The sequence below is a fragment of the Mycolicibacterium novocastrense genome, from assembly GCF_001570485.1.
GTDB lineage: Bacteria > Actinomycetota > Actinomycetes > Mycobacteriales > Mycobacteriaceae > Mycobacterium > Mycobacterium novocastrense.
The window spans coordinates 142,203-168,433 of record NZ_BCTA01000021.1; the positions used below are offsets into that span (position 1 = coordinate 142,203).

General features: G+C 66.9%; 30 protein-coding genes and 1 pseudogene. 11 read left to right on the plus strand and 20 right to left on the minus strand.

Annotation, left to right across the window (positions count from 1 at the left end; translation table 11 throughout):
* Nucleotides 1-25: 25 nt before the first annotated feature.
* The 3 genes from RMCN_RS06870 to glpX are packed head-to-tail and all read right to left on the minus strand — an operon-like array spanning nt 26 to nt 5,242.
* Nucleotides 26-2,743: an ATP-binding protein gene (locus tag RMCN_RS06870; RefSeq protein WP_067387956.1), complete on the minus strand. Its 2,718-nt coding sequence runs from the start codon at nt 2,741-2,743 to the stop codon at nt 26-28.
* Between the two features lie 22 nt (nt 2,744-2,765).
* Entirely contained in the window at nt 2,766-4,190 is a 1,425-nt protein-coding gene (locus RMCN_RS06875; protein ID WP_067387957.1) for a class II fumarate hydratase, read from the minus strand.
* 23 nt (nt 4,191-4,213) lie between these two features.
* The gene (gene glpX, locus RMCN_RS06880) at nt 4,214-5,242 is read right to left on the minus strand and encodes a class II fructose-bisphosphatase (protein WP_067387958.1); all 1,029 of its coding nucleotides are present in this window, start codon (nt 5,240-5,242) and stop codon (nt 4,214-4,216) included.
* Between the two features lie 54 nt (nt 5,243-5,296).
* Between glpX and RMCN_RS06885 the strand changes: the two genes are divergently transcribed.
* Nucleotides 5,297-5,944, plus strand: coding sequence for a DUF4245 domain-containing protein (locus RMCN_RS06885; protein ID WP_064411947.1), 648 nt, complete (start codon nt 5,297-5,299; stop codon nt 5,942-5,944).
* 104 nt (nt 5,945-6,048) lie between these two features.
* Entirely contained in the window at nt 6,049-6,906 is an 858-nt protein-coding gene (locus tag RMCN_RS06890) for a dienelactone hydrolase family protein (protein WP_067387959.1), read from the plus strand.
* Here the strand turns inward: RMCN_RS06890 and RMCN_RS06895 are convergent.
* From RMCN_RS06895 to RMCN_RS06930, 8 genes are all read right to left on the minus strand, one after another.
* Entirely contained in the window at nt 6,887-8,074 is a 1,188-nt protein-coding gene (locus RMCN_RS06895) for an AI-2E family transporter (RefSeq protein WP_067387960.1), read from the minus strand. The two genes, RMCN_RS06890 and RMCN_RS06895, sit on opposite strands and share 20 nt — an antisense overlap.
* 11 nt (nt 8,075-8,085) lie before the next feature.
* A complete protein-coding gene (locus RMCN_RS06900) occupies nt 8,086-8,913 on the minus strand; it encodes an SDR family oxidoreductase (RefSeq protein WP_067387961.1) in 828 nt (275 codons plus the stop codon).
* Complete coding sequence (locus tag RMCN_RS06905; protein WP_067387962.1) at nt 8,910-9,686, minus strand: SDR family NAD(P)-dependent oxidoreductase; 777 nt, start codon at nt 9,684-9,686, stop codon at nt 8,910-8,912. The genes RMCN_RS06900 and RMCN_RS06905 overlap by 4 nt, the downstream gene beginning before the upstream one ends.
* A 216-nt stretch (nt 9,687-9,902) precedes the next feature.
* Nucleotides 9,903-10,619, minus strand: a complete 717-nt coding sequence (locus tag RMCN_RS06910) for an alpha/beta fold hydrolase (protein WP_067388019.1) — start codon at nt 10,617-10,619, stop codon at nt 9,903-9,905.
* 113 nt (nt 10,620-10,732) lie between these two features.
* Nucleotides 10,733-11,845, minus strand: coding sequence for a 3-beta-hydroxysteroid dehydrogenase (locus tag RMCN_RS06915; protein WP_067387963.1), 1,113 nt, complete (start codon nt 11,843-11,845; stop codon nt 10,733-10,735).
* Nucleotides 11,846-11,908: 63 nt separating this feature from the next.
* Nucleotides 11,909-12,121, minus strand: coding sequence for an exodeoxyribonuclease VII small subunit (locus RMCN_RS06920; RefSeq protein ID WP_064416695.1), 213 nt, complete (start codon nt 12,119-12,121; stop codon nt 11,909-11,911).
* Nucleotides 12,108-13,355: an exodeoxyribonuclease VII large subunit gene (gene xseA / locus RMCN_RS06925; protein ID WP_067387964.1), complete on the minus strand. Its 1,248-nt coding sequence runs from the start codon at nt 13,353-13,355 to the stop codon at nt 12,108-12,110. The genes RMCN_RS06920 and xseA overlap by 14 nt, the downstream gene beginning before the upstream one ends.
* Before the next feature lie 22 nt (nt 13,356-13,377).
* Nucleotides 13,378-13,962, minus strand: coding sequence for a lipid droplet-associated protein (locus RMCN_RS06930; protein ID WP_064411940.1), 585 nt, complete (start codon nt 13,960-13,962; stop codon nt 13,378-13,380).
* Between the two features lie 65 nt (nt 13,963-14,027).
* Between RMCN_RS06930 and RMCN_RS06935 the strand changes: the two genes are divergently transcribed.
* Nucleotides 14,028-15,029, plus strand: a complete 1,002-nt coding sequence (locus tag RMCN_RS06935; RefSeq protein ID WP_064411939.1) for a 4-hydroxy-3-methylbut-2-enyl diphosphate reductase — start codon at nt 14,028-14,030, stop codon at nt 15,027-15,029.
* 21 nt (nt 15,030-15,050) lie between these two features.
* On the opposite strand, the gene RMCN_RS06940 is transcribed toward RMCN_RS06935, so the two are convergent.
* Nucleotides 15,051-16,199: a DUF6542 domain-containing protein gene (locus RMCN_RS06940; RefSeq protein WP_067387965.1), complete on the minus strand. Its 1,149-nt coding sequence runs from the start codon at nt 16,197-16,199 to the stop codon at nt 15,051-15,053.
* An 84-nt stretch (nt 16,200-16,283) separates the two neighbouring features.
* Between RMCN_RS06940 and ychF the strand changes: the two genes are divergently transcribed.
* The gene (ychF, locus tag RMCN_RS06945) at nt 16,284-17,357 is read left to right on the plus strand and encodes a redox-regulated ATPase YchF (RefSeq protein WP_064397576.1); all 1,074 of its coding nucleotides are present in this window, start codon (nt 16,284-16,286) and stop codon (nt 17,355-17,357) included.
* A gap of 31 nt (nt 17,358-17,388) precedes the next feature.
* Here ychF and RMCN_RS06950 read toward each other — a convergent pair.
* The 5 genes and pseudogenes from RMCN_RS06950 to RMCN_RS06970 form a co-directional block, all read right to left on the minus strand.
* Nucleotides 17,389-17,823: pseudogene (locus RMCN_RS06950) on the minus strand (arsenate reductase ArsC); the annotation flags it as partial.
* 2 nt (nt 17,824-17,825) lie between these two features.
* Nucleotides 17,826-18,842 (minus strand): ACR3 family arsenite efflux transporter, encoded by a 1,017-nt coding sequence (arsB, locus tag RMCN_RS06955; RefSeq protein WP_409366038.1) that lies wholly within the window; start codon nt 18,840-18,842, stop codon nt 17,826-17,828.
* A gap of 89 nt (nt 18,843-18,931) precedes the next feature.
* Entirely contained in the window at nt 18,932-19,306 is a 375-nt protein-coding gene (locus RMCN_RS06960; RefSeq protein WP_110765776.1) for an ArsR/SmtB family transcription factor, read from the minus strand.
* 71 nt (nt 19,307-19,377) lie between these two features.
* Nucleotides 19,378-19,920: a DinB family protein gene (locus RMCN_RS06965; protein ID WP_067387968.1), complete on the minus strand. Its 543-nt coding sequence runs from the start codon at nt 19,918-19,920 to the stop codon at nt 19,378-19,380.
* Between the two features lie 61 nt (nt 19,921-19,981).
* Nucleotides 19,982-20,464 carry an ArsI/CadI family heavy metal resistance metalloenzyme gene (locus tag RMCN_RS06970; protein ID WP_067387969.1) on the minus strand — a complete coding sequence of 161 codons (483 nt, stop codon included), beginning with the start codon at nt 20,462-20,464 and terminating at the stop codon, nt 19,982-19,984.
* Between the two features lie 101 nt (nt 20,465-20,565).
* Here RMCN_RS06970 and RMCN_RS06975 point away from each other — a divergent pair, with 101 nt between their 5' ends.
* Genes RMCN_RS06975 through RMCN_RS06985 form a run of 3 tightly spaced genes read left to right on the plus strand, consistent with a single transcriptional unit; the run spans nt 20,566 to nt 21,865 of the window.
* A complete protein-coding gene (locus tag RMCN_RS06975; RefSeq protein ID WP_064411930.1) occupies nt 20,566-20,925 on the plus strand; it encodes an Rv2640c family ArsR-like transcriptional regulator in 360 nt (119 codons plus the stop codon).
* Between the two features lie 41 nt (nt 20,926-20,966).
* Complete coding sequence (locus RMCN_RS06980; protein ID WP_064411929.1) at nt 20,967-21,332, plus strand: DUF1801 domain-containing protein; 366 nt, start codon at nt 20,967-20,969, stop codon at nt 21,330-21,332.
* Entirely contained in the window at nt 21,329-21,865 is a 537-nt protein-coding gene (locus RMCN_RS06985; RefSeq protein ID WP_067387970.1) for a GNAT family N-acetyltransferase, read from the plus strand. The genes RMCN_RS06980 and RMCN_RS06985 overlap by 4 nt, the downstream gene beginning before the upstream one ends.
* A gap of 72 nt (nt 21,866-21,937) precedes the next feature.
* Here the strand turns inward: RMCN_RS06985 and RMCN_RS06990 are convergent, their stop codons facing one another.
* The gene (locus RMCN_RS06990; RefSeq protein WP_067387971.1) at nt 21,938-22,204 is read right to left on the minus strand and encodes a hypothetical protein; all 267 of its coding nucleotides are present in this window, start codon (nt 22,202-22,204) and stop codon (nt 21,938-21,940) included.
* Nucleotides 22,205-22,327: 123 nt separating this feature from the next.
* Here RMCN_RS06990 and RMCN_RS06995 point away from each other — a divergent pair, with 123 nt between their 5' ends.
* The 3 genes from RMCN_RS06995 to RMCN_RS07005 all read left to right on the plus strand — a co-directional run bounded on the left by RMCN_RS06995 (nt 22,328) and on the right by RMCN_RS07005 (nt 24,370).
* Nucleotides 22,328-22,813, plus strand: a complete 486-nt coding sequence (locus RMCN_RS06995) for an SRPBCC family protein (RefSeq protein ID WP_067388021.1) — start codon at nt 22,328-22,330, stop codon at nt 22,811-22,813.
* 157 nt (nt 22,814-22,970) lie between these two features.
* Entirely contained in the window at nt 22,971-23,246 is a 276-nt protein-coding gene (locus RMCN_RS07000; protein ID WP_067387972.1) for a WGxxGxxG family protein, read from the plus strand.
* Nucleotides 23,247-23,674: 428 nt separating this feature from the next.
* Nucleotides 23,675-24,370, plus strand: a complete 696-nt coding sequence (locus RMCN_RS07005) for an LmeA family phospholipid-binding protein (protein ID WP_234787599.1) — start codon at nt 23,675-23,677, stop codon at nt 24,368-24,370.
* A 196-nt stretch (nt 24,371-24,566) separates the two neighbouring features.
* Here the strand turns inward: RMCN_RS07005 and RMCN_RS07010 are convergent, their stop codons facing one another.
* On the minus strand, nt 24,567-25,244 hold the full coding sequence (locus tag RMCN_RS07010; RefSeq protein ID WP_064412297.1) for a hypothetical protein: 678 nt from the start codon (nt 25,242-25,244) through the stop codon (nt 24,567-24,569).
* A 42-nt stretch (nt 25,245-25,286) separates the two neighbouring features.
* On the opposite strand from RMCN_RS07010, the gene RMCN_RS07015 reads away from it, so the two are divergent.
* Nucleotides 25,287-25,463, plus strand: coding sequence for a hypothetical protein (locus RMCN_RS07015; RefSeq protein ID WP_110765777.1), 177 nt, complete (start codon nt 25,287-25,289; stop codon nt 25,461-25,463).
* Here the strand turns inward: RMCN_RS07015 and RMCN_RS07020 are convergent.
* Nucleotides 25,445-26,230 (minus strand): adenylate/guanylate cyclase domain-containing protein, encoded by a 786-nt coding sequence (locus RMCN_RS07020; RefSeq protein WP_067387973.1) that lies wholly within the window; start codon nt 26,228-26,230, stop codon nt 25,445-25,447. The genes RMCN_RS07015 and RMCN_RS07020 overlap by 19 nt on opposite strands.
* Between the last annotated feature and the right edge of the window lies 1 nt (nt 26,231).

Here is a 26,231-nt window from a genome sequence, read left to right on the forward strand (position 1 = left end):
GAAGCGGGCGACCCCTCTATACCCCTCAGCGGCCGGGTTGACCCATCACCCGGGCCAGTTCGGCGCGCGACCGGATACCGAACTTGCGGTACACCCGCGCGAGGGTGGCCTCGACGGTTTTTGCACTGAGAAACAGTTCACCCGCGACGTCGCGGTTCGTCAGACCCGCGGCGGCCAGCTCAGCGATGCGCAGCTCGGCGGCGGTAAGCGCCGCCGGCGTCGACGCGGCGGAGCGGAGCCCGTCTCGGGACGTCCTGGCGCGCTCCGCCCACACCGGCGTGCCGAGGGCCTCAAAGGTCGCCAGCGCCTCGTTCAGCGTCGACGCGGCGAGCGGGTCGCGCGCCCTGGCCTGCAGCTGCCCGAGCAGCAGTTGGGTACGTGCGCGTTCGAACGGCATCGCCAACCGGTGATGGTGCTCGAGCGCCCGGTGCGCAGAGCTCAGCGCGCCGCCCAGATCGCCGGCGGCCGCGTGCAGCATGGCGCGGCATCGTCGGCCCACCGCCAGCATCCAGGCCCGGTCCAGGCGACACCCGTTGCGTTCCAGCGCGGCCACCAGCGGCTCCGCGTCGTTCGTACGGCCCAGCTCGACGAGTGCCTCGACGGCATCGGGTACGAACTGCGCCGCTTGGATCTCGGTGGAATCCGGTTCGAATCGCGACACCAGCGGCTCGAGGAGTTCCATTGCCGCACCGTAATTTCCGAGCGATACCTCCAGGAATCCGAGCGCCGACAACGCCCAATCCTCGTGCCACGCGGTGCCGCTGCGCCTGCAGGCGTCGATCGCGTCCGCCGCTGCCAACCGGGCCTTGCTCTCGGCACCGTCATAAGCGGCGAGCCAGGCCTGTAGCACGAGGCTGAGCATCGCGGGAAACTCACCGCCGAGTTGCCGTGCGAGGTCGGCGATTTCGTGGGCCACCCGCTTGGCCTCATCGAAGTCCGCGCGCCAGATTCGGGTCAACGCGACGTAGAAGTCGACGAAGACAACTTCGCCTTCCTCTCCTCGATCGGTGCAGCGGCGCGAGATCTCCCGCATGCACTCGTAGGCGGTGTCGAGCTCACCGGTGCAGGCCAGCATCAACGCGTGTTCGACGCTCGGCCGCAACATGATCGGCATGAAGGATTCGGTGTCTTCGAGTTCGAGGGCTCGGCGCATGTTCACTTCGTCCATGCCGCCGCCGAGGAAGAACGCGATCGTCGCCCGGACTCCGAGCGCCATGCTGAGCAGACCGGGGACACCGAGCTTCTCGGCATAGGCCACCGACTCTTCTGCGCGGTGCCGGGCCGATGCAGGGTCCCCGGTCATGTAGAGGCCGTATGCCAACGTGGTCAGCATGACCGCCTTCGCCGGGCCTTCGGCGGCGTCCTCCTCGAGCGCCGTTGCGAGCAGTTCGACGGCTTCGGTGTAACCGTCGTCGATGAACCGCACGACCGCGAGCATGTGCCGGGCATCCGCACGCAGTGGTCCCGGTGCCAGGTCGTCGACCGCCCGCTCCAGAAGCGCGCGGGCCCTGGACGGGTCACCACCGTCGAAGCAGTACGCAGCCAACCGCATTCGTCGCTCAGCGGTGACGCCGCCGAGCGCTATCGCGAGCTCGATCAACTCTGCGGCGGCGAAAGGTGCGCCCCGCGCGTGGGCGGTCTCGGCGGCCCGCTCGAGCGCGCCGACAGTCGCATCGTCGCCCGTGGTCGCGGCGAGCGCCAGGTGGCGCGCGTGCAACTCGGGCTCGTCGACGACGGTGGCCAGCCTGTGGTGCATCCGCCTGCGGTCCTCAGGGGAAGCGCCGGTATACACACCGGCGGCTAGTAGCGGATGTGTGAAGCGGACCCGGTTGCCTTCGATGGCGATGACGCCGCGCTGTTCGGCGGCCTCGAGCAATTCGACAGCCCGGTCGTGTTCGGTGTCGACCGCGGCGGCCACCAGATCGACCGCGGGGTCGGCCGCCGAGGCGGCGGCCAAGAGTGCTTGCAGTGTCTCCGCGTTCAGTCCACTCAGCCTGGCCTGCACCACGGCGGCCAGCGTGTCCGGCAGCGGGACTTCCGGCCTGTCGTCGGAGACCTTGGCCAGCTCGATCGCATAGAAGGGATTGCCGCCGGAAATCTGGTGGATACGGGTCATCTTCGCACGTGACAGCGGATGCTCGAGGTGTTGTGTGACGACGGCGTGGAGCATGCGGGACGTCAACGGCCGCAGTGATATTCGGTGGGTGGCATCCGGGCGCCGCAACTGCAGCCAGGTGTAGGCGTCGGTACCGCCGGTGCGCAGGGTGCCCAGAACGCCGACCGGTCCCGCCAGTCGGCGTGCGGCGTACGACAACACATGTGAGCTCGACGGGTCGACCCACTGCACGTCGTCGATCGCCAGCAGCAGCGGCTGCCGAGTGGCAAGACCCTCGATGACCGACAGGAACGCCGCCGCGACGGCACGGCGATCGGTGGGTGCTCCGTCGGCGCGGCGGATCCGCTCGATGGCGCTGCGCTGGGCGGCGGGCAGGTTGCCGAATTCGGCGGCATCGACGTCGGCGAGCAGTTCGGTCAGAGTCGTATAGGCGAGCACTGATTCGGCGCTCGAGTTCCTGGCCGACAGCACACGGAAGCCATCACTGCGGGCGCGGTCGGACGCTGCCTGCCACAGCGTGGTCTTGCCGATTCCGGCCTCGCCCTCGATCAACAGAGCCGACGGCGCGCGCGAAGCGGACTGCAGGAAGTCCGCTACCGCCCTCTCCTCGTCCGGCCGGTCCGCCAGGTACGACGGCGAACGGAAACGCTTAGCGCTCGTCGTCTTTCACCTTGGCCATCGCCAACACGTCGAGGCGCTTGTCCAGTTCCTCCTCGGACAGCTTGTCGCCGATCAGGCCCCGATCGATGACGGTCTGTCGGATGGTCTTCTTCTCCTTGAGCGCCTGCTTGGCGACCGCGGCGGCCTCCTCGTAGCCGATCGCCGAGTTCAGCGGCGTGACGATCGACGGGGACGACTCGGCCAGCTCACGGAGCCGGTCCTCGTTGGCCACCAGGCCGTCGATACAGCGCTCGGCGAACAACTTCGACGAGTTGGTCAGGATCTTGAACGACTCGAGGATGTTGCGGGCCATCATCGGGATGTACACGTTCAGCTCGAACGCACCGTTGCCGCCGCCCCACGCGATCGCGGCGTCGTTGCCGATCACCTGCGCTGCCACCTGCGTGACGGCCTCCGGAATCACCGGGTTCACCTTGCCCGGCATGATCGAGCTGCCCGGCTGAAGATCGGGCAGCTGGAGCTCGCCGAGGCCGGTGAGCGGACCGGAGCCCATCCACCGGATGTCGTTGGCGATCTTCGTCAGCGACACCGCGATGGTGCGCAGCGCACCCGACGCCTCGACCAGTCCGTCGCGGGCCGCCTGAGCCTCGAAATGGTTGGCGGCGACCTGCAATTCGGCCAGACCGGTCTGCTCGCGCAGCACGGCGACCACGCGCTCGTCGAAGTCGTCGGGCGCGTTGAGGCCGGTGCCCACCGCGGTGCCGCCGATGGCCAGTTCGCCGAGCCGGGGGAGCGTGGCCTTCACCCTTTCTATGCCGGCTTCGACCTGGCGGGCATAGCCGCTGAACTCCTGGCCCAGCGTCACGGGTACGGCGTCCATCAGGTGAGTGCGTCCCGACTTGACCACGGTGCGCCACTGCCGCGCCTTGGTGGCCAGCGACTCGTGCAGCACCTCGAGCGCCGGGATCAGGTGGCGCACAGCGGCTTCCGTCGCGGCGATGTGGGTCGCGGTCGGGAAGGTGTCGTTGGACGACTGTGACATGTTGACGTCGTCGTTGGGGTGCACCGTCACGCCGTTGCGTGCCGCGATGCCGGCGATCACCTCGTTGGTGTTCATGTTCGAGCTGGTGCCCGAACCCGTCTGGAACACGTCGATCGGGAACTGGTCGTCGTGCTGACCGTCGGCGATCTCACCTGCCGCGGCGATGATCGCGTCGGCCTTGTCCGCTGCCAGCAGGCCGAGGTCCTTGTTGACCTGCGCGCAGGCGCCTTTCAGCAGGCCGAGGGCCCGGATCTGGGTGCGCTCGAGGCCACGCCCGGAGATCGGGAAGTTCTCCACCGCGCGCTGAGTCTGCGCGCGCCACAGCGCGTTGACCGGCACCCGGACCTCGCCCATGGTGTCATGCTCGATGCGGTACTCGGTCCCGGTTGCGCTGTCGGAGTCGACGCTCATGAAAGTCCTTACTTCTCTTGTGGTTACGGCAGCGGATAGACGGCGTTGGTGTCGCCGGTGAAGTCGATCGCGGAGTATTCGCTGAGTTTGGACAAGCGGTGGTACGCCTCGATCATCCGCACGGTGCCCGACTTCGAACGCATGACGATCGACTGCGTGGTGCAGCCGCCGCTGTAAAAGTGCACGCCCTTGAGCAGGTCGCCGTCGGTGACGCCGGTCGCGCAGAAGAAGACGTTGTCGCCGGAGACCAGGTCCTCGGTGGTCAGCACGCGGTCGAGGTCGTAGCCGCGGTCGAGCGCCTTCTGGCGTTCCTCGTCGTCCTTGGGCGCCAACTGGCCCTGGATGGCGCCGCCCATGCAGCGGATCGCGGCCGCGGCGATGATGCCCTCGGGCGTCCCGCCGATCCCGGCCAGCATGTCTGTGCTGGTGTTCGGCCGGCACGCCGAGATCGCGCCCGCGACGTCGCCGTCGGTGATCAACCGGCACCGCGCACCCGCCTCCCGCACGTCGGCGATGAGCTGCTGGTGGCGGGGCCGGTCCAGGATGCAGACCGTCAGATCGGAGACCGACACGTTCTTGGCCTTGGCCACCCGGCGGATGTTCTCCCCGATGGGGGCGGTGATGTCGATCGCGTCGACGGCCTCGGGCCCGACGGCGATCTTGCTCATGTAGAACACCGCGGACGGGTCGAACATGGTGCCCCGTTCGGAGACCGCAAGCACCGAGATGGCGTTGGACAGACCTTTACTCATCAACGTGGTGCCGTCGATCGGGTCCACGGCGAAATCGCACTCCGGTCCGTCCCCGTTGCCGACCTCTTCGCCGTTGTAGAGCATCGGCGCGTTGTCCTTCTCGCCCTCGCCGATCACCACCACGCCGCGCATCGACACCGAATTCACCAGCTCGCGCATGGCATCGACGGCCGCACCGTCGCCGCCCTCCTTGTCGCCACGGCCCACCCAGCGGCCGGCGGCCATGGCGCCTGCCTCGGTTACTCGGACGAGCTCGAGCGCGAGATTTCGATCTGGGGGTTCACCACGGGTCGGACTCATGGCCCAGATTGTCCCATTAGCCGGTCCGCGTTCGGGAGCTGGGATACTGGCTGCGTGACCACGCAACCGGCTCCCGCCCCCAAGCCCGCCAAGTCGCGGTTGCTGCATGACGGTCGGGACATGTTCTGGTCGATGGCGCCGTTGGTTCTCGCCTGCATCGTGCTGGCCGGGATGCTGGGGATGTGCTCCTTCCAGGGCGCGGGGCCCGGCGCCGGCCCGGTCCCGTCCTTCGACGCCCCCGCGGCTTTACGGGCCGATGCCGACGCGTTGAAGATCCCGATCCGGATCCCGCAACTGCCCGACGGCTGGCAGTCGAACAGTGGTAGCCGCCAAGGCATCGAGGCCGGTCGCACCGACCCCGCGACGGGGCAACCTCAGCGTGCCGTCAGTTCCACCGTCGGCTTTCTCGCTCCCAGCGGAATGTATGTGAGCCTGACCCAGAGCAATGCCGACGAGGAGAAGCTGGTCGGGTCGCTCGACGCCGATGCCGTGCCCACCGGGGTGCAGGACGTCGACGGCGTGAAGTGGGTGGTCTATGAGGGCGGCGACGACGACGGCAAACCCGCCGAACCGGTGTGGACGACCCGGCTGACCAGTCCGACCGGACCGGCGCAGATCGCGCTGACCGGCGCCGCGGATGCAGACGAATTTCGTACCCTGGCGGTGGCGACGCAGACCGCGGCGCCGCTGCCCGCAACGTAGGAGTGGGCGTGGTTCGTTCGGCGAGATTGCATCCACGCAGCCCGCTTCTCGCACTTTCTCTGCATGGTGTCAATCTCGCGTAACGAGCGACCAGGAGGGCGCCCATGACCGCACCGGACCCTGATGTCGCCGCCGGGGCGGCACCGGACCCCCATGTCGCCGCCGGGGCGGCTCCGGAAGCCGACCTCACCGGATGGGCCGTCGCGCCCTTCACCGCCGCCGGCTACACCCACGACGTCTACCGCAAAGGTGAGGGCCCCGGCGTGGTGCTCATCCCCGAGATGCCCGGCGCGCATCCCGGCGTCCTGGCGCTCGGCAACCACCTCGTCGAGGCGGGATTCACCGTCGCGATTCCGTCGTTGTTCGGCACGCCCGGTGCACCGCCGATGCGGCCGGGCATGGTGCCGATCATGGTGCGCGGATGTGTGGCCAAGGAATTCGCCGCCTTCGCCACCAACGCCGACCGGCCCGTCGCGCACTACCTGCGGGCACTGGCCCGTGACCTCAACGCGCAGACCCCGGGCAAGGGGGTCGGGGTCATCGGCCAGTGTTTCACCGGCGGCTTCGCCCTGGCCGCCGCGGTCGACGACAGCGTTCTGGCGCCGGTGCTGAGCCAGCCGTCGCTGCCGTTGCCGCTGACACCGAAGCAGCGCAGGGACCCGGGGCTGTCCGAGGCCGAGCTGAAGGTCGTCGAACGCCGCGCCGCCGACGAAGGGTTGTGCGCGCTGGGACTGCGGTTCAGCAGGGACCCGCTGGTGCCTGCGGAACGCTTCAAGACGCTCAAGGACCGGCTGGGCGACGCGTTCGAGGTGATCGAGATCGACTCGGCCAAGGGCAACGAACACGGATTCGGCGCGATGGCCCACTCGGTGCTGACGTTGGAACTGCGCCACCGGGAAGGGCATCCGACCGACGCGGCGCTCAAGCGCGTGGTCGCGTTCCTCAGGGAACGGCTGGTTTAGGTTTCTCCGGGACCTCCGGTTCGCCGCGCGCCTCCCTGAGGCGACGGCCCAACCACCAGAACGGGTTTCGGCGCTTGGGTTTCTCGTCGGCCGAGTCGGGCCGTCGCATCGGCACGCCCTTGTACTCCTCGAGGTAGACGCTGATCGTGGTGACGATGACGATCATCAGCACCGGTCCGATCACGATCCCCCACGCGCCGAACATGCTGATTCCGGCGAACACGGCGAGCAGCATCAGCGCGGCGTCCAGGCGGGCCTCGCGCGGCACCAGGATGGGTCGCAGGAAGTTGTCGATGTTGGTCACCACGATCAGGTGGAACAGGATCACGAACACGCCGCCGAAGATGTTGCCGAACAGGATCATTCCGACACCGAACGGGATCGTGACGATGCCGCTGCCCAACGGAATGACCGACAGCGCCGACAGCAGCACGGCGAACAGGAAGAAACCCTGATGGAAGCCCGCCAGGTAGATCGACGCGGCGCCCGCGACGCCCTGACAGACCGCGATGACGAACTGGCCGAACACGGTGCCCTTGACCATCGCGCCCATTTTCGTCATGTAGACGTCGGTGATCCCCTCCCCGAGTGGGTTGAGTTGGCGGATGATCGCCACCACGCGTTCGCGGTTCGTCAACAGCGACACGAACACGTACACGAACAGGATCGCGGCGGTGATTCCACCGAACAGACCACCGGCAGCACCCTGCAGCAGGCCGAGCAGCCACTGGCCGGCCTCCTGGGCGACCCGCGCCATCGAACTCCGCAGCGATTCCGGGGTCACGGTCGTGTCGATGTAGGGCACGCGGCGCAACAAATCGTTGACGAACTGCAGCGCCCGGTCTCCGAGCGCCGACAGGTCGGTGCGGCCGACCCATTCGGCGACCCGCTCGACCATGGTCGTGATCTGCACGACCGCCAGCGTGACGAACAGGCTCAGCGGCACGATCACCGCGGCGAACGCGGCCAGCACGGTCACCGTCGCAGACAACCCGCGGCCCATCCGCCTGTTGAGCCGCGTGTACAGCGGTGAGAACAGGTAGGCGGCCACCGCGGCCATCACAATGAGGATGAAGTACCCGCGCAGGAAGTAGGCGCCGAACGCGATCGCGATGACGGTCGCTATGGCCAGCGCGCGGCGTTGAGGCAGCGAGAACTCGGTACTCATTGCGGCTATGTCTACAGCGTCTCGGACCTCGCTTGCGCTTGTTTGGCGCGTTGGTCGGCGATGAACCGCATCGACACGCGGTTCATCAGGGCCGGTGCGAGCCGCGCGAACATCCACTGGGCATGCGCGATGCGAGGTTTGACCAGGATCGGCTTGTTCTTCTCGACTGCGCGCAGCACGTCGCGGGCCAGTCGGTCGGCGTCATAGGGTTTGCCGCCCTGGGCCTGCAGGAAGTAATCACGGCCGACGAAGCCGCCGACGGAACCCTTGTCGAGGATCGGGGTCTCCACCGCGGCCGGGCACACCGCAAGCACCCCGACGCCGCGCGCGGCGGCCTCCGAGCGCAGCGCCAGGCTGAGCCCCACGACCGCGTGTTTGGTCATCACGTAGCTGGTGACCTGCCCGGCCGCGGTGAGCCCGGCCATCGACGCGGTGTTGACGATGTGGCCGTGGCCCTGGCGCACCATCAGGGGATAGGCGGCGGCCACCCCGTGCACCACGCCGCGGATGTTGACGTCGATGATCGCGTTCCACTGATCCAGCGTCAGCAGTTCGGTGTCGCCGCCCCAGACGATCCCGGCGTTGTTGAACATCAGGTCGAGGCGCCCGGCCCGGTTCACCACATCGTCGACGGCGGCCTGTACCGCCTCCGCGTCCGTCACGTCGAGGCGCGCGGCACGAGCCTTTGCGCCCAGACCCGCCGCGGTGCGTTCGGCCGCATCACCGTCGACGTCGGTGCACACGACCTCGGCGCCCGCGTCGGCCAGCGCCCGGCACAGCGCGGCGCCGATCCCGGAACCGCCGCCGGTGACCAGGGCCTGCTTCCCGCTGAAAGTCATTTCGGCTCAGCCAGTTTCATGACATGCCCCATCACATCCGGATAGCGCTTCATGTGGGCGCCCCCGTTGAGGTCGAGCACCTCGCCGGTCAGCCAGGACGCTTTCGGTGAGCACAGGTACAGCACCGCTTCGGCGATGTCCTCAGGCGTGCCCGCGCGGCCCAGCGCGGTGTTCTCGACGTACTCCTCGACAACGCCGGGGACGGCCGCGGCAGGCGCGGTCAGCGGCGTGTGCACGAAGCCGGGCGCCACGGCGTTGACGCGGATGCCCCGTCGCCCCCACTCGAGCGCGGCGACCTGGGTGAGCATCGACAGGCCCGCCTTGGCGGCGCAGTAGGCGCTCATCCCGGCGGCGGGCTGGCGTCCGTTGAGCGAGCTGATCGACACCAGTGCGCCGCCCTCGCGCAAGGTCCGGCCCGCGTGCTTGGCGACGATGAACGCGCCGTTGAGGCACACGTCGACGACCGCGCGGAAATCCTCGACGGCGAGGTCGGTGATCATGCCGACGTTGCTGAATCCCGCGCAGTTGACGACGACGTCCACTGGGCCGGTCTGCTCGAACAGCGCCTGTACCGAGGCCTCGTCGGTCACCTCGACGTGCGCGGCGGTGTGCGGGGCGCCGAGTTCGACGGCGCGCGCTCGGGCGCCGTCGGCATCGCGATCCGCGAGCGTGACGCGGTCGCCTTCCGCGGCCAGCGCGCGCGCCGTCGCCCAGCCGATCCCCGACGCCGCGCCGATGACCAGCGACTCCCTGGCCGCCCGCCCGTTGTTCATACAGTTGCCCTTTCGACGGAGTAGAACGTGTTTCAACTTAGCGCTTTGGCCCACTCGACCGGTGAGCGATCTGAAGATGAGCTCGTCCGCGGCGAATTCGGTCGCGTCGCGCGATGACCGCCGACACCCGTCTAGTGTGCAACCAGATCGCTAAATCGCGGCTGTACTACGGTTTCGGCGATCTCAGCGCACACTAGACGCGTGGGGCGGGGCGGCTCAGGCGTCGACGGCGTCGACGTGTGCGCGCACCAGCGCCGGGTAGCGCTCGCGGTCGGGACGGAAGATGTCGTGCGGCGAGTCGACGAACACATGCAGCGACGCCGAGGGGAACAGCTCCCGATAACGGTCCCAGGCGGCGTCGGAGATCAATGGGCTGTTCGGGCTGCGTACCACCAGCAGCGGTGGTTGCCACCGCGCCAGCGGTTCCCAGAACGACTGCTTGCGCGCGGCGCCGAAGATCGCCTCGCCGGCGGCCCGGTTCAGCCGTTCGTGCACCGGGGTGCCACGCCACCGGCCGTCCAGCAGGAAAGTGGAGATCTCCTTCGGAAGCGTGATCTCCTCGGGCACGTAGTCGCCGATCGAAATCGAGCGGACCCGCCCGCGATGTGCGAGCGCCCACGTCAACGCGTAGGGGGTGCCCCGCGAGAACGTCATCACGTGCACAGGACCGTCGGTGACCGCGTCGACCACCGCGCCGACGTCAGTCCCGAGAACCGTTGAGTCGTAATCGCCTTCGGGTGCGCTGCTGCGTCCGTGCCCGCGTAGGTCGGCGACCACCGCCCGCCGGCCGAACAACGGCAGCACCTCGACGTAGTCGTCGGCGATGTCGGTGAAGCCGGGTATGAAGACGACCGGCGCCCCGCGATCGGGACCTCCGGAGTCGAGATAGTGCAGACGAGCGCCCGCGTTGGTTGTGAACCGTGATTCGACCATCACCACCACCCTGCCCGGTGTCACCGCCCAGCGCTCAGTTATGTACGCAAACGTCGAGCAGAAACGTACGTAGCTGTGTCGCTCGCGACCACGTAACCGCCGCGAGGCGCGGCTCAGCCCTCGGGTGGTGCCCCCGCCGCGACGCTCACCGTCGGCTCCTTCGAGGCGTTCTTCATCTGGTGGAACAGGTCGACGTAGTACGGCAGGCATTCGGCCATGGCCTGTTCCGTGGTGAACAGCGGCCGGTACCCGAGGTCGCGTTCGGCCTTGGCGATCGAGAAGTAGTTGTCGAGGTAAAGGCGTTCCACCCCAAGGGGTTCGATCATCGGCTTGGGCAGCCCGAACCGGAAATGCAGCCACTGCCACACGGTCATCGCCAACCACACCAGGCGGCCCGGCACGCGGATCTTCGGATAGCGCTCGCCGCACGCCTCGACGACGGGCCTCGAGAATTCGAACATGTTGATCGGGTCGCCGTCGTTGATGAAGTAGGCCTGCCCGGGCGCGGTGCCGCCCGGGACGAGGTGCTGGGCGGCCAGGATGAAACCGTGAATCAGGTTGTGTACGTAGGAATTGTCGAGCTTGACGTTCTTGCCGCCGACGAGGACCTTCACGTGCCCGGCCAGCACGCTCTCGAACACCTTGCGGAACATGGTCTGATCTCCCCGGCCCCAGATCCCGCTGGGGCGGATCGAGCAGGTGAGCAGGCCGTCGACTCCATTGGCGGCCAGCACGAACTTCTCCGCGGCGACCTTGGTCTCGGTGTACAGGTCGTTGAATCGCTCTGTGTAGGGCAGGGTCTCGTCGCCGCCGGAGATGGCCTTGCCGCCCATCACGACGCTGTTGGATGCGGTGTAGACGAAGCGTTTGACCCCGGCGACGCGGGCCGCGCGCACGAGGAGTTCGGTGCCGGTGACGTTGATCGCGAAGCTGCGCTTGCGGTACTCGTCGGTGACCGACGCGCCGCCCATCAGGTCGATGATCGCCGCGGTGTGGAACACGGTGTCGATGCCGGCGACCGCGGCCGCCACCTGGTCGGGGTCGCAGATGTCGCCTTCGACGGCCTCGAGCCCGGGCTGCGCCGGAAGCGGTGACGGGGCCCGGTCGAAGGAGCGGACCTCGTGTCCGTGCTTGAGCAGTTCGGTCACCAGGTTGGCGCCGACGAATCCCGAGCCTCCCGTGACGAGGACCCGGCCCAATTCGGTGGTCAGCGTTGAGTCACCCATGGCCAGCAGAGTAACTGAAACGTGTTACAGTTTCGACCCCTCAGATCCTGAATCGTTGCGCTGTCAACTTTCGTCGCCGTCTTTGGAGGCCAGGGCCTCTTCGATGCGCTTGCGGGCGCCAGCTAAGTGTTCTTCACAGCGTTTCGCCAGTTCTTCGCCTCGTTCCCACAGCTTCAGCGATGTATCCAAATCGAGTCCACCCTGCTCGAGCTGCTGCACGACCGCGACCAGCTCTTCGCGCGCTTCCTCATATCCCAGTTCGCTAATGGGCTTCATTTTCTGCCCCTTCCGGCCCCTCGCTGATCGCGGTGATCGCTCCGTCTGCCACCCGCACCCGCAGCCGAACACCCGTGGCGGCGTCCGCAGTGGTGCGCAACACGTGGGCATCGGGCATCGTCTGCACGACGGCGTAGCCGCGGGCCAGCGTCGCCGCCGGGCCCAGCGTGCTCAGCCGCGCCGCCAGGTGTCCGATGCGATCGGTCTGGGTGGCCACCAGTCGGGTGACGTCGCGGCGGGCGGTCATCCGCAGACGGTCGACCTCGTCGGCGCGCGAGGTGATCGCCGCCAGCGGCTGCGCCAGCACGGGCCTGCTGCGCAACTGGTCCAGGGCATGCTGCTCGCGGTGCACCCAGTTGCGCAGCGCGCGGCCACCTCGGCGGCACAGATCGGTGATGTAGGCCTGTTCGGCGGCGGCGTCGGGAACGATGCGCTTGGCGGCATCGGTCGGCGTGGCGGCGCGCAGGTCGGCGACCAGGTCGCACAGCGGATTGTCGGGTTCGTGTCCGATCGCGCTGACCACCGGTGTCGTGCACTTGGCGATCTCGCGGCACAGCGTCTCGTCGTAGAACGGCAACAGGTCCTCGACGCTGCCGCCGCCGCGGGCGATGACGATCACGTCGACGTCGGGATCGGCGTCGAGTCCGCGCAGCGCCTCGACCACCTGTGGCACCGTGTTGGGGCCCTGCACGGCGGTGTTGCGGACCGCAAAGCGCACGGCGGGCCAGCGGCCGGTGGCCACCGAGATCATGTCGTGTTCGGCATGGCTGCCGCGGCTGGTGATGAGCCCGATCATGTTGGGCAGGAACGGGATCGGCCGCTTGAGCCGCGGGTCGAAGAGTCCCTCGGCGTGTAACAGCTGGCGCAGGCGTTCGATACGCGCCAACAGCTCGCCGACACCCACCGCACGAATCTGGTTGACCCGCAACGAGAACGAACCCCGGCCCACGAAGAAGTTTGGCCGCCCGAGCATGACGACCCGAGTGCCCTCGGTGAGTTTCACCGGCGCGTTGAGCACCAGCTCGCGCGGGCAGGTGATCGACAACGACATGTCGACCGACGGGTCGCGCAGGGTGATGTATGCGGTGCTGGAGTTCGGCCGGGTCGAGAGCTGGGCGACCTGACCCTCGACCCAGACCGTGCCCAGTCGTTCGATCCAGTCTTTGATCTTCATCGACACGGAGCGGACCGGAAACGGGTTCTCCGGTGACTGGCCCTGCTCGGCGTCGCTCATATTCGCAGCCCCGCTGGGCCGCTCACTTGGCTGACGCGCGGGTGATCCTGTTGGCGAGCAGCGTCTGGAACGGGGCGCGGCCCTTGGTGGCTTCCTCGTAGGCCAGCAGCGCCTCGAGGTCGGCCACGCGCAGCGTGTTCAGCCGCGCGCGCAGCTGAGCCAGCGTCAGCGACTCGTAGTCGAGCTCGGTGACGATCTCGGGGGCCTCGCCGATCGCCAGGGAGGTGTCGCTGCCGTCCTGTTCGCTGCCGTCCTGTTGAGATGCCGACCGCGGCTCACCGTTGCTGAACAGCGCGAAGCGGCCTTCGGTCATGCGTTCGCCGTCGCTGGAGGCCGCGGAACTCGGCGCCTCGGAGTCGTCGACATCGTCGTCGAAGGTCGCCCACTCGGGCTGCTCATCCTTGGGCGGGAAGATCGTCTCCAGCGTCTCGTCACCCTTGTTGACCAGGTCGGCGACGTCCTGTTGGAACTTCATCACCAGGTGCGCGAGCGAACTGACGACGGTCATCGGGTACATCAGGATGGTCTGGGGCAGCTTGCGGGTTTCCTCGATGGCGGTCACCGCCGCGCCAACCAGCAGACGGACCCCATACGGTGCGGTTGCCATGGTCACAGCCTACGGGCGACTTCTCGGCTGGTCTGGCTGGGCCGCTGATGCGTACCCTGGGAGCCATGCCGCCGACTATCAACATGGGGATTCCGGGCGCCTCGAGCTCGGTCGCCGGTGGCGTGACCGGGAAACGCGTACTGCTGGCCGAACCGCGCGGGTACTGCGCGGGAGTGGATCGCGCCGTGGAGACCGTCGAGCGTGCACTGGAGAAGCACGGCGCTCCGGTCTACGTGCGCCATGAGATCGTGCACAACCGGCACGTCGTCGAGACGTTGGCCAAGGCCGGAGCCGTCTTCGTCGACGAGACCGACGAGGTGCCCGAGGGTGCGATCGTGGTCTTCTCCGCGCACGGCGTCGCCCCGACCGTGCACCAGACCGCCAAGGAGCGCGATCTCAAGGTCATCGACGCGACCTGCCCGCTGGTCACCAAGGTCCACAACGAGGCCAAGCGCTTCGCCAGGGACGACTTCGACATCTTGCTGATCGGCCACGAGGGCCACGAGGAGGTCATCGGGACCGCCGGCGAGGCGCCCGACCACGTTCAGCTCGTCGACGGACCGGATTCGGTGGACAACGTCACCGTGCGCGACGAGAGCAAGGTCATCTGGCTGTCGCAGACCACGCTGAGCGTCGACGAGACGATGGAGACGGTGCGTCGGCTCCGGGAGAAGTTCCCGACGCTGCAGGACCCGCCCAGCGACGACATCTGTTACGCGACCCAGAACCGCCAGGTCGCCGTCAAGGCGATGGCTCCGGAGTGCGAGCTGGTGATCGTCGTCGGTTCGCGGAACTCGTCGAACTCCGTGCGCCTGGTCGAGGTCGCGTTGGGTGCCGGTTCGGATGCGGCCCACCTGGTCGACTACGCCGATGACATCAACCCCGCATGGCTCGAGGGTGTGACGACGGTCGGCGTGACCTCTGGCGCGTCGGTGCCGGAGATCCTGGTGCGTGGCGTGTTGGAGCGGCTGGCCGAGTACGGCTACGACATGGTGCAGCCGGTGACGACGGCCAACGAGACACTCGTGTTCGCGTTGCCCAGGGAGATCCGCCCCGCCCGCGCGTAATCGCATCGAGCGCGCCCGAGGCTAGATGTCGTACTCCCAGGAATCGGCCTCCGAGCCGCGCGGGGCGCGGCGGCGGGTGCGGTACTCGGCGCGGTCGTCGGCTTCCTCTCCGCGGTAGCGCACCCGGGAGATCGGATGGTGGGTCCCGTTGCCCGACCCGTTGCCGTTGCTGCCGTTTCGGCCGTGCGGCTCCCGAGGCTGGTAGTCGTCGAAGCGACGGCGGCGCTCGGGCCGGTCCGCGGTCCGGTCCTGACTCCTGCGGTCGTAACCCGTGCGGCGTTCCGAGGGCGGAGGACCAGGCTGACGCGGGTTCGACGGGCGCGGCCTGCGCCGGGGTTCGGGTGCGGGTGCCGGCTCGGCGTGCCTGCCGGAGCGAGCGCGGCGCGGACGCTCGGCGATCGGTTCGATGATCTCGGTGGCCGGAGGCCGCACATGGCGTGACCGCGACGTGGTGCTGCGTCTGGCGGGCCGACCGCTGCGATCGGCGGCCGCCCTGCTGGTCCGCGCCGCCGTCCGGTCGGCGCGGGCGGCCCGGTCCGTGCGGGCGGCCCGGCGTGCGGCGTCGGGGCGCTTGCGGCGTGGTCGGGCGGCGGCCGCTTCGTCGTTGTCACTGGGTTGGCGCGCGAACAGCGACGAGATCTTGGCCACCGATGCCGCCAGCGCGGTCGCGACGGTCGCCGCCCATGCGGGCTTGTCCGCCTCGCTGTCCTCGGTGGTGGCTGGAGATGCGCGACGGGTCGACATCCCGACGTACCAGCGGCACATCCCGATCAGCAGCACGGCCGCCGAGGTGAAGAACATCAGGGGAAAGCGCTCGATCAGCGGATAGCCGCAGTTGATGGCCAGATCCTTCACGCCGGTGAACTGGCCGCCGGTGAACAGGAAGTAGGCCCCCGGCACGCTGACGAACAACAGCAGCGGCGGCTGGATGACCGCGGTGAACACCGCTTGCTGCCGGACCGCCAGTACGGCGGCGAGGCAGCCGAGGACATAGAACGCGGCGAACACCGAGCTGAGTTCCCTGCTGCCCGATCCGGCGTCGAACGCGAACCCGACCGTTGTCAGGGTGACCGCGATCAGCACTCCACCCCACCCGGGCACACCGGGAAAGTTGGGATGCGCGGAGCGGTGGTCGGCGACGACGGCCGACCGTGCGCGCTGTGCTGACACAGGTAGACCGTACCGGCTCTGGCTCCGTGTGGCTGTCAGCGCGGTTCTGGCGTGCCCGTCTCGGTCTCCTAGACTCTGGACCCTGTGAGCTTGAACCTGGGAATCGTCGGCCTGCCGAACGTCGGGAAATCGACGCTGTTCAACGCGTTGACGCGCAACGACGTCCTCGCGGCCAATTACCCGTTCGCCACGATCGAACCCAACGAGGGTGTCGTTCCGCTGCCCGATCCGCGATTGGCCGAGCTCGCCAAGATGTTCGGGTCGGAAAAGATCGTTCATGCGCCGGTCACCTTCGTTGATATCGCCGGGATCGTCAAGGGCGCCTCCGAAGGCGCGGGATTGGGCAACAAGTTCCTCGCCAACATCCGCGAGAGCGATGCGATCTGCCAAGTGGTGCGGGTGTTCAGCGACGACGATGTGGCGCACGTCGACGGCCGCATCGATCCGAAATCCGACATCGAGGTGATCGAGACCGAGTTGATCCTGGCGGACATGCAGACGCTGGAGAAGGCGCTGCCGCGACTGGAGAAGGAGGCCAGGACGCACAAGGAACGCCGGCCCGCGTACGAGGCCGCCGTGGCTGCGCAGGAAGTCCTCAACGAGGGAACCACGTTGTTCGCCGCCGGAACCGACGTCGCGCCGCTGCGGGAGTTGAACCTGCTGACCACCAAACCCTTCCTGTACGTGTTCAACGCCGACGAGGCGGTGCTGACCGACGAGGCGCGCAAGGCGGAGCTGCGCGAGCTGGTGGCACCCGCCGACGCGGTCTTCCTGGACGCGAAAATCGAGGCCGAGCTGCAGGAGCTCGACGACGAGTCGGCCGCCGAGCTGCTGGAGTCCATCGGCCAGACCGAGCGCGGGCTGGATGCGTTGGCGCGCGCCGGTTTTCACACGCTGAAGCTGCAGACGTTTTTGACCGCGGGACCGAAAGAGGCTCGCGCGTGGACGATTCACCAGGGCGACACCGCGCCGAAGGCGGCAGGCGTTATCCATACTGACTTCGAGAAGGGCTTCATCAAGGCCGAGATCGTCTCCTACGACGACCTGATCGAGGCGGGTTCGATGGCCGCGGCCAAGGCCGCGGGCAAGGTGCGGATGGAGGGCAAGGACTACGTCATGGCCGACGGCGACGTGGTCGAGTTCCGGTTCAACGTCTAGACATTGAGTTCAGTAGCGCTTTCGGCTGGCGCTACGCACCGGGTACGCGTCGAACGGCGACGCCGAGCTCAGTGAGTAGGCGGCGGACGCGCTCCTCGATGTCGTCACGGATCGGTCGAACCGCGTCGACCGACTGGCCCGCGGGATCGGGCAACTCCCAATTCTCGTACCGCTTTCCGGGGAAGACGGGACACGTGTCTCCGCAACCCATGGTGACGACGACATCTGCGGCTTGGACAATCCCGTCGGTCCAGGGCTTGGGGAATTCGTTGGTGATGTCGATGCCGACTTCCGCCATGGCCTCAATTGCGGAGGGGTTTATCTCGTTGGCTGGTTCCGAGCCGCCGGACCAGCCAACGGCGTCATCCCCGGCCATGTGGGCGAAGTAGCCCAGTGCCATCTGGGACCGTCCGGCGTTGTGGGTGCACAGAAACAACACGGTCGGCTTGCCGTCGCCCATCTTTCCTGTCATTGGCCGCTCCGATCGGGCGTGACGGGCAGTGCGGTCGAGTCGTCGGTGAAGTGGCGGCGAAGGGCGAGCGAGACGTAGACGAGGGCGACGAGCACGGGTACTTCGATGAGCGGGCCGACGACTCCGGCGAGTGCCTGGCCCGAGGTGGCGCCATAGGTGGCAATGGCGACGGCGATGGCGAGTTCGAAGTTGTTGCCCGCCGCGGTGAACGCAAGGGTGGTGGTGCGCTGGTAGCCCAGGCCGAGCACGGCTCCGAGGAGGTAGCCGCCGCCCCACATCACGGCGAAGTAAATCAGCAGCGGCAAGGCGATGCGGGTGGCGTCGACGGGTCGGCTCGTGATCTGTTCGCCTTGCAGCGCAAAGAGAATCACGATGGTGAACAGCAGACCGTACAGCGCCCAAGGGCCGACTTTGGGCAGGAACGTCGCTTCGTACCAGGCGCGACCCTTGGCCCGCTCTCCGAGCCGCCGGGACAGGTATCCCGCGATCAGCGGAATGCCCAGGAAAATCAGCACAGACTTGGCGATCTCCCACGGCGAGGTGCTGATTGTCGTCTGTTCCAGGCCGAGCCAGCCGGGTAGCACGGACAGGTAGAACCAGCCGAGGACCGCGAACATGATGACCTGGAAGATCGAGTTGAGTGCGACCAGCACGGCGGCGGCTTCGCGGTCGCCACAGGCGAGGTCGTTCCAGATGATGACCATGGCAATGCATCTCGCGAGGCCCACGATGATAAGGCCGCTGCGATATTCGGGTAGGTCGGGCAGCAGCAGCCAGGCCAGCGCGAACATCAGCGCCGGGCCCAGCACCCAATTGAGTACCAACGAGCTGATGAGCAACTTGCGGTCGGCGGTGACGGTGTCGAGTCGGTCGTAGCGGACCTTTGCCAACACCGGATACATCATGATGAGCAAGCCGAGCGCGATGGGCAACGAGATGCCATCGATCTCAACGTGATTCAAGGCTGTGTTCAGACCCGGAACGAGTCGTCCGAGAAACAGTCCGGCGGCCATCGCGATGCCGATCCACACCGGCAGGAAGCGGTCGAGCGGCGACAACTTCTCCACAACGGTGGGGTGAGCGTCCGCGGTGACGGATCTGGTCACGCTGGTGCCACCGTTGCCGCCTCGTCGGCGACAGTGCTCAGAACCGACGTGAGGGTCATCATAGTCTCAGTACGGGCGGAGTAGTAGACCCAGGACCCGCGACGCTCGGAGGCGAGAAGCCCGGCGTCTTTGAGGACCTTGAGGTGATGCGAGATCGTGGGTTGAGTGACGTCGAAGTCGCCGGAAATGTCGCAGACGCAGGCCTCTCCACCGGCGTGACTGGCGACCAAGCTGAACAGGCGCAGGCGCACAGGGTCGGACAGGGCCTTGAGTTTGGCTGCGATATCGGCAGCGGCAGTGGGCGACAACGGTTCGCGGACCACGGAAGCGTAGGGGCAGGCCGTCCCATCGTCCAACGCGAGATCTGACATAGACACTCATCGATATTGACACGTATCGATTCAGGGCACAAACGAATATCGGGTGAACCGGAGCCGTCGCGTCAAGTTCTCCTGGTGAGGGTGAGCTGGCGGGAGTGGAAGTAGAAGTGCCGTCCGGGGTATCGGTAGAGATCCTCCAGCGTCATGTAATCGCTGAAGAAGGGGTCCCACCCAGTCGGGAAGTACATGCCCCGGAGGAAGGCGCTGTCGGGTTTGTTGGCCATCCGCCGTTGGAGCGAACTGATCACGCGGTCGAGCTTTGCGCCCATCCGACGACGGTTGTACACGAGGGCGGCGGCTCGCGACCCGTAGTAATTGATCAGGTGGAAAGGGCGGGTCGATGCGTTGAGTATGCGGGCGAACGCGACGCTTGTAACGCGGGGAAGCCGCCCGAAGACCGCTATCAGCACCACAAGCCGTTGAACAACCATGTATCCAAATACGATGTGGAACAACAGCTCTTCGTTGGTCCATCGGGTGCCGTCGGTCGGCCTTGTCCAGTCCGAGGGTTCGGCGCTGTCTAGCAGTCGGTGGAAGTCGATGCGGGCACGTTCGAGGTCGGCGTTGATCGCGGCTCGGTCGACGCTCGTACCGCTCGTCTCCATACTTCGATGATGCGCCCGCCGCGACCAGATCTCCACGAGGTCGCGGCGGGGCGCATTGCATCTAGCAACAGGCAGACGTGACCGCCACCTTGTCGTCGCTGTCCGCGGCCTTGCCTCCGCAGCAGACGCCGCCGTCAGCGTCACCGTCGCCGGCGCGCTGCGGGCTGGAGCCGAAGGTGTCGGAGTCTTCGAGCACCGTGTACACCTCCCACTTCTCGCCCGCCGGGCCCGTGACCCAGACCTTGTCCTGTTTGGCGAAGCAACAGGTGGTGCCGATCTCTTCGTCGGTGAACAGGCCTTCGTCGGTCAGGCGGGCGATTTCGGCGTGAACGGTCTCGCTCGTCCCGACCTCGACTCCGAGGTGGTTGATCGTGCCGCCCCTGCCGGGATTTTCCAGTAGTACCAGCTTCAGCGGTGGTTCCGCGACCGCGAAGTTCGCGTAGCCCTCCTTGACTTTGGCGGGCGGGGTGTTGAACAGCTTCGAGTAGAAGGTGATTGCTTCGTCGAGGTCGTCGACGTTGAGGGCGAGCTGAACGCGGGACATGATGTTCCTCCATACTTGTGTGACATATATCTAAGTAGCCGGCTGCCACCACCTTCCTCACCTTTTTGATATATGTCAAGACCCATGGCAGACTTCATTTCATGCCCAAGGCTTTGCCCGTGATCGACATGTCCGCGCCGGTGTGCTGCGCGCCGGTCGCCGCCGGCCCGATGAGCGACGACGATGCGCTCCACGTCGCGCTTCGACTCAAGGCCCTCGCCGACCCGGCCAGGGTGAAGATCATGTCGATGCTGTTCAGTTCGTCGGCGGGCGAGCAGAACAGCGGCGAACTTGCGACAGCGCTTCGGTTGACCGAATCGACCGTCAGCCATCACCTGACGCAGCTTCGGCGCGCTGGGCTGGTCGAGTCCGATCGGCGCGGAATGAACGTCTACCACCGACCTCACCGCGATGCGTTGAATGCGTTGTGCGCCGTTTTGGACCCGAACTGCTGCACCTAGTCCCGCCGGGGGCGTAGCGGCAAGACGTTAAATTCGGGGGTATGGCTGAAGACTGGCGCATAGACCGGGTCGACGAGATTCGGTCATTGATCAAACAAGCTGAACCCGACGTCGTCGAGGAGATCAAGTGGCGAAAGCCGTCGAACCCCGATGGCGTACCGGCGTTCTCGTTGGACGGGCTCATCTGCACGCTGGAGATGTACAAGGGCAAGGTCAAGGTGAATTTCGCCAAGGGCTCGTCGATCGACGACCCCGATGAACTCTTCAACGCGAGCCTGCAGGCACCCGTCGGGCGGTCGATCGACCTCCAGGAAGACGACGAATTGGATCCAGAGGCGTTCAAGGCCCTGATCAACAGGGCCGTCGAGGTCAACCGCAGCAACAAGGCGTCGAAGCGCCGCAAGTGAGGATCGCCGAACGGTTACCCCGCGGCGAAGGCAACGTGACGGTCCGGCGGCTGCACCACGGCGATGCACACGCATTCGCCGCGGGCACCGAAGATGCCGCGGTACGACGGTTCGGGCATCTACCTCTGCGTGAGTACTCGGCTGAGATCGTGCGTGAGCAGATCGACGGTGTCATCGCACGCGGCCTGGCCGACGACACGCTCGCCGTGCTGGCCATCGCGGACGCGTCATCCGATGACTTCCTCGGCAGCATCGTTCTTTTCGACCTCCACGAGTGCGGCGCAGAGGTCGGATTCTGGTTGGCGCCTCAGGGCCGCGGTCGCGGCGCGGCCAGCCATGGCCTGTCCGCAGTTGCTCACCTGGCCGCTGAGGTGGGCCTGACTCGGCTGACGGCACGGACTTCCCCGGAAAACGTCGGATCTCGCCGGGTACTGGAATGCGTCGGCTTCGTGCAGACGGGCGGTCCGCGAGACGAGATGACCCCATCTGGGGAAACGACGACTGTCGTGACGTACGAATACTCCGCTCCGTAGTACAAAGACGTTCGGGAGTGCCGGGGTCATGTGGCAGGCCAGGCGGACCCTGCCGGCTGACGACGTACGCACTCAGGGGAGGGCGACCCGCACCGAGCCGTCGCACGCCTGAAGGGTGGAACCGGTGACGCGCACGGAGCCGTCGCACAACCGCGACTGCGGGCTGGTGGCGCGCACCGAACCATCGCCGGGGGCAGCGACATCCGAGTATTCGAACGTCAGCTGCGGATGCGGTGCCGGGGTTGCGTTTGCGGTACCCGCGGTGAGTCCTGCGGCGAGGGCGATACCGCCCGACAGCAGCGCCCCGATCAGCATTCTGTTGAAGCGTCCTGTGCTCATGGCTGCGTGGTCCTTTCGGGAAGGCTCCGCGGGGAGTCGCGTCGCCGGTGCGATGAGTACAGAACTGCGGGCGCGCTACCGATCCCAAGAACGGCGATCGCAGAATCGGGTTCAATGTTGGTGATGACACGCACGGATATCGCATCGCGGGTGGTCAAGGCACCGCTGAGCCGCGTCTTCGAGGCGCTCGTCGATCCCGAGGCGCTTGTCGAGTGGCTGCCGCCGTCGGGGATGACCGGCCGATTCGAACACTTCGACGCCCGTCCTGGCGGCTCCTACCGGATGATCCTGAGATACAGCACTCCGCCTGCCCAGGGCGGCAAGAGCGACATCGACTCCGATGTCGTCGAGGGGCGCTTCGTCGAGATAGAACCCGATGACCGCGTCGTCCAGGCCGTCGACTTCGCTTCTGCTGACGCGACTTTCGGCGGACCGATGACGATGACGTGGACGGTGACGAGGGTCGACGGCGGTACACGGGTCGAATTGCGCGCGGACGACGTGCCGGTCGGCATCTCGGCGGCCGATCACGCGGACGGGATGAATTCTTCGCTGGAGAACCTCGCGGCCTACCTCGACAGGCGGCAGACCGTGTTTCGCGCCGAGTGATCGGCCGTACCGAGCGATGCAAGCACGATGCATTGTGAGATTTCGCGGCCACCAGGTTTGAACGGTTTCATCCGGGTAAACACTTGCTCGCGAGCTAGGGGGGATGGACTCGATGTCCATGGGTCAACTAGCTCCGACACACAAAAGGAGCAACACAATGCACAAATCACTGGCGGTTGGCGCCGTGACTCTCAGTTTGCTTTTCGGCGGCGCTGGCGTCGCGAACGCCACTGATCTGACCGTGCCCGCAACGACCACAACGACGGTCGCCCAGGAAGTCGAGCACGAGCAGGAGAGCGACAACACCGGTCTGTGGGGGCTCGCGGGGCTCCTGGGCCTGCTGGGCTTGCTCGGACTGAAGAAGCGCAGGGACGCCGACTACCCGGCCGTCCGCAACACCGGCACGACGAATCCGCCGCCGCCGCGCGCGTAGCGGATCACTGATCCACGAGCCCCCGCCAGGTCATACGGCCTGGCGGGGGCTTTCCCGAGTGTCGATAGGGCAGAATCGCGCACGTGACGCAGCCGCCGCACCGCCCGGGTCCGCCTGACTGGCGACGCCGTGGCTCGCCGCCACCGAACCCGGCGCAACGTCGCCCGCCGCCCCGGCCGCCGGAGCCTCCCACGCAACCGGCACCGGCGCAGCACGAGCAGCCGACCGAGCAGCTCCGCTCGCCACAAAGGCGTGCGGATGCCGGTCCGACGCAACGTTTTCCGCGGCCACCGTCACCGGCCGACGTGAAGCCAACCCAGCAGATCGAGCGACGGGAACCACTACCGCCGCCACCTCCATCCTTTGGGCCGACGCCGGGGGCGGGCGAGAAACCGCGCCGCCGGCACGGGTTCAACAAGACATCGATCGTGCTGATCGCCGTCATCGTGGTCGCCCTGCTGGTGGGCGGCCTGGCCGCCGGTGAGCTCTACGCGCGGCAGCGGGCGGACAACATCCTGACCGAGGTCGCCGAGTGTGTGACCGAGGACGGCGTCAAGATCTCGTTCGGCGTGAACCCGCCGTTTCTGTGGCAACACATCACGGGGCATTACACCAACATCTCGGTGACCACGGACGGCAACCGGGTGCAGAGCGCCGACGGGATGACCGCCGAGGTCACCCTCGCCGATGTGCGGTTGCAGGACACCGGGGATGCCAAGGGCACCATCGGGTCACTCGACGCGACCTTGAGCTGGAAGTCGGCGGGTATCAAGGACACCGTTGCCGCGAACCTGCCGGGCGTCGGCAATCTGGTCACCGGTGTGCGCACCGACCCCGCGGCGGGAACGGTGATTCTGGAGGCCGGCGACAACAGCGTCAGCGCCAAACCCGTCGTGACCGACGGCGACCTCAACCTGCAGGTCCTCGACGTCACCGGCCCGCTGCCCAAGGACGCTGTGCAAACGGCGCTCAACGACCTGACCAAGAAGCTCAACGACAACTACCCGCTCGGAATACACGCCGACAGCGTCGAGGTCACCGACTCCGGTGTGGTCGGCACATTCTCGAGTCGCGACGCCGCGATCCCCAAGGAGGACGCCAACCCCTGCTTCGCGCGCCTCTAGCGCTACAGAATCGGGACAGTACTGATAACGGTGCCGGTGGCAAAGACGCACCCGGACAACAGCATCGTGAGTGCAGCGAGAAGGAGTGTCACGGTTAGTTTCATCCACGTCAACATGCCATTCACGGTATGGCGACCGGCACCAGAAAGAAGCAGGGGTTTCCCTGGCTTTGGTTCACTCCCGTGCAGGGTCGCGATCAATCCAGCGTCACGGCGATTTCGGGGCTGAGTTGATAGCCGGGAGCGAGCGGCAGAGTGTCGCCGCTCCAGAACGAGCCGGGATCGAACCAGTTGTAATGCTTCTCCGAAGTCAGTAGCCCCATCTCCTCGTAGGTGATGGCGACGGTCTCCGCGCAGTACGCGGTCTGCATCCCCACCTGGAGCTGCTCCTGCTTCCTGCGCACTGTCGCGTCGCGAACTTTCCTGTGCACGAACGGAATTCCGCGGGTGAAGTCGGTGGCGGCCAGGCGCCCGCGAAACCACCGGCCGGTCAGCCGCGCGGTGCTCGGAAACGGTGTGCCGTCCATGCGGGCGACCACCTTCAGAGCCCGGTCCTCCTGCTCGCGGTTGGCATACGGCGTGAGCTGACGCAGCCAGCAGCGCTGGTGATAGTTGGTGATCCACCGCTCCACCACCTGCCGCGCGTCGTTGAGTTGCACGCCGCGCTGGTTGCGCCCGGTCCACATGTCGGTCAGCTTGTCACCGAGTTCGGCGTGCCAGATCAACGGCGGCAGATCCTCGATCGCGATCGTCATCCCGACGTGGTTGACGGGGCTGTTGGTCAGCGACTGGATCGCCCGGTCGGGCCCCGACCGTCCGCGAAACAGCCACAGATCGCCGGTGCGGGTCGCGTCGAGCGCCTGCTCCAACGACACGATGGTTGGTTTCACTACCGCAGCTTAGGCAGACTGAGTGCCATGCGCGGTATCTGGAAGTGGGTCGGGCTGGCGAGCGTCGCGGGTGTGGTGGCGGGCGGGGTACTGGTCGCGCGCGATCAGCGGCGACGCAATGCCTACACCCCCGACGACATCAGGACGCGGCTGCACCAACGGGTGGCCGAGGCCAACGCCAGCGGTCAGGACGCGACGGCATAGAGCCGGTGTGATCCGCTGAAGCCCTTGAGCTCGGCCTCGCGACCGTCGTCGAACTCGATGTCCTCGACATCGGCGAGCGCGTCGCGCACCACCTCGCTCACCAGCACCTCGCCGCCGTCGGCTTCGTTCGCCACGCGGGCGGCCATCGCGACATTGCGTCCGAACAGGTCGTCGCCGCGGCGCACGGACTTGCCCATGTGGATCCCCATTCGGACGCGAATACCGTTGGGCGACCGGCGAAGTGATCGTTGCACATCCATGCTGCACCGCACTGCCTCCTCGGGCTGGGCGAACGCGATCATGAAGCCGTCGCCCTGGCTCTTCACCACGTAGCCCGAATGCTTGTTGACGTGGCGGCGCACCATCTTGTCGTGGCGGCTCAGCAACCGAACGAAGGCGCGGTCGCCGATGCGTTCGTTGAGCGCGGTCGAGTCCTCGATGTCGGAGAACAGAATCACCATCTTGCCGCTTGGTGAGAGCCGGGCCAGGTCCGGTCGTTCCACCTCGGCCCAGTCTGCGAGATCCTCGATCGAGGAGCGCACCGCCGCGCCGAGGCCGTCCTTGCGCAGGATGTTCGCGGTCTGCCACACCTGTTTCACCGCTTCGCGACCACCGGTGAACAACATGTTTCTGGTGTCGAGGCGTCGACGGATCTCGTCGAGTTCCTCACGCTGGCGGGTGTTGCGGATCCACAGCACTGCGAGCGCGACGGCTTCGGCCACCGCCACAATCGCCAGTACGTACGCCACGATCTGGGCACCGGTCACC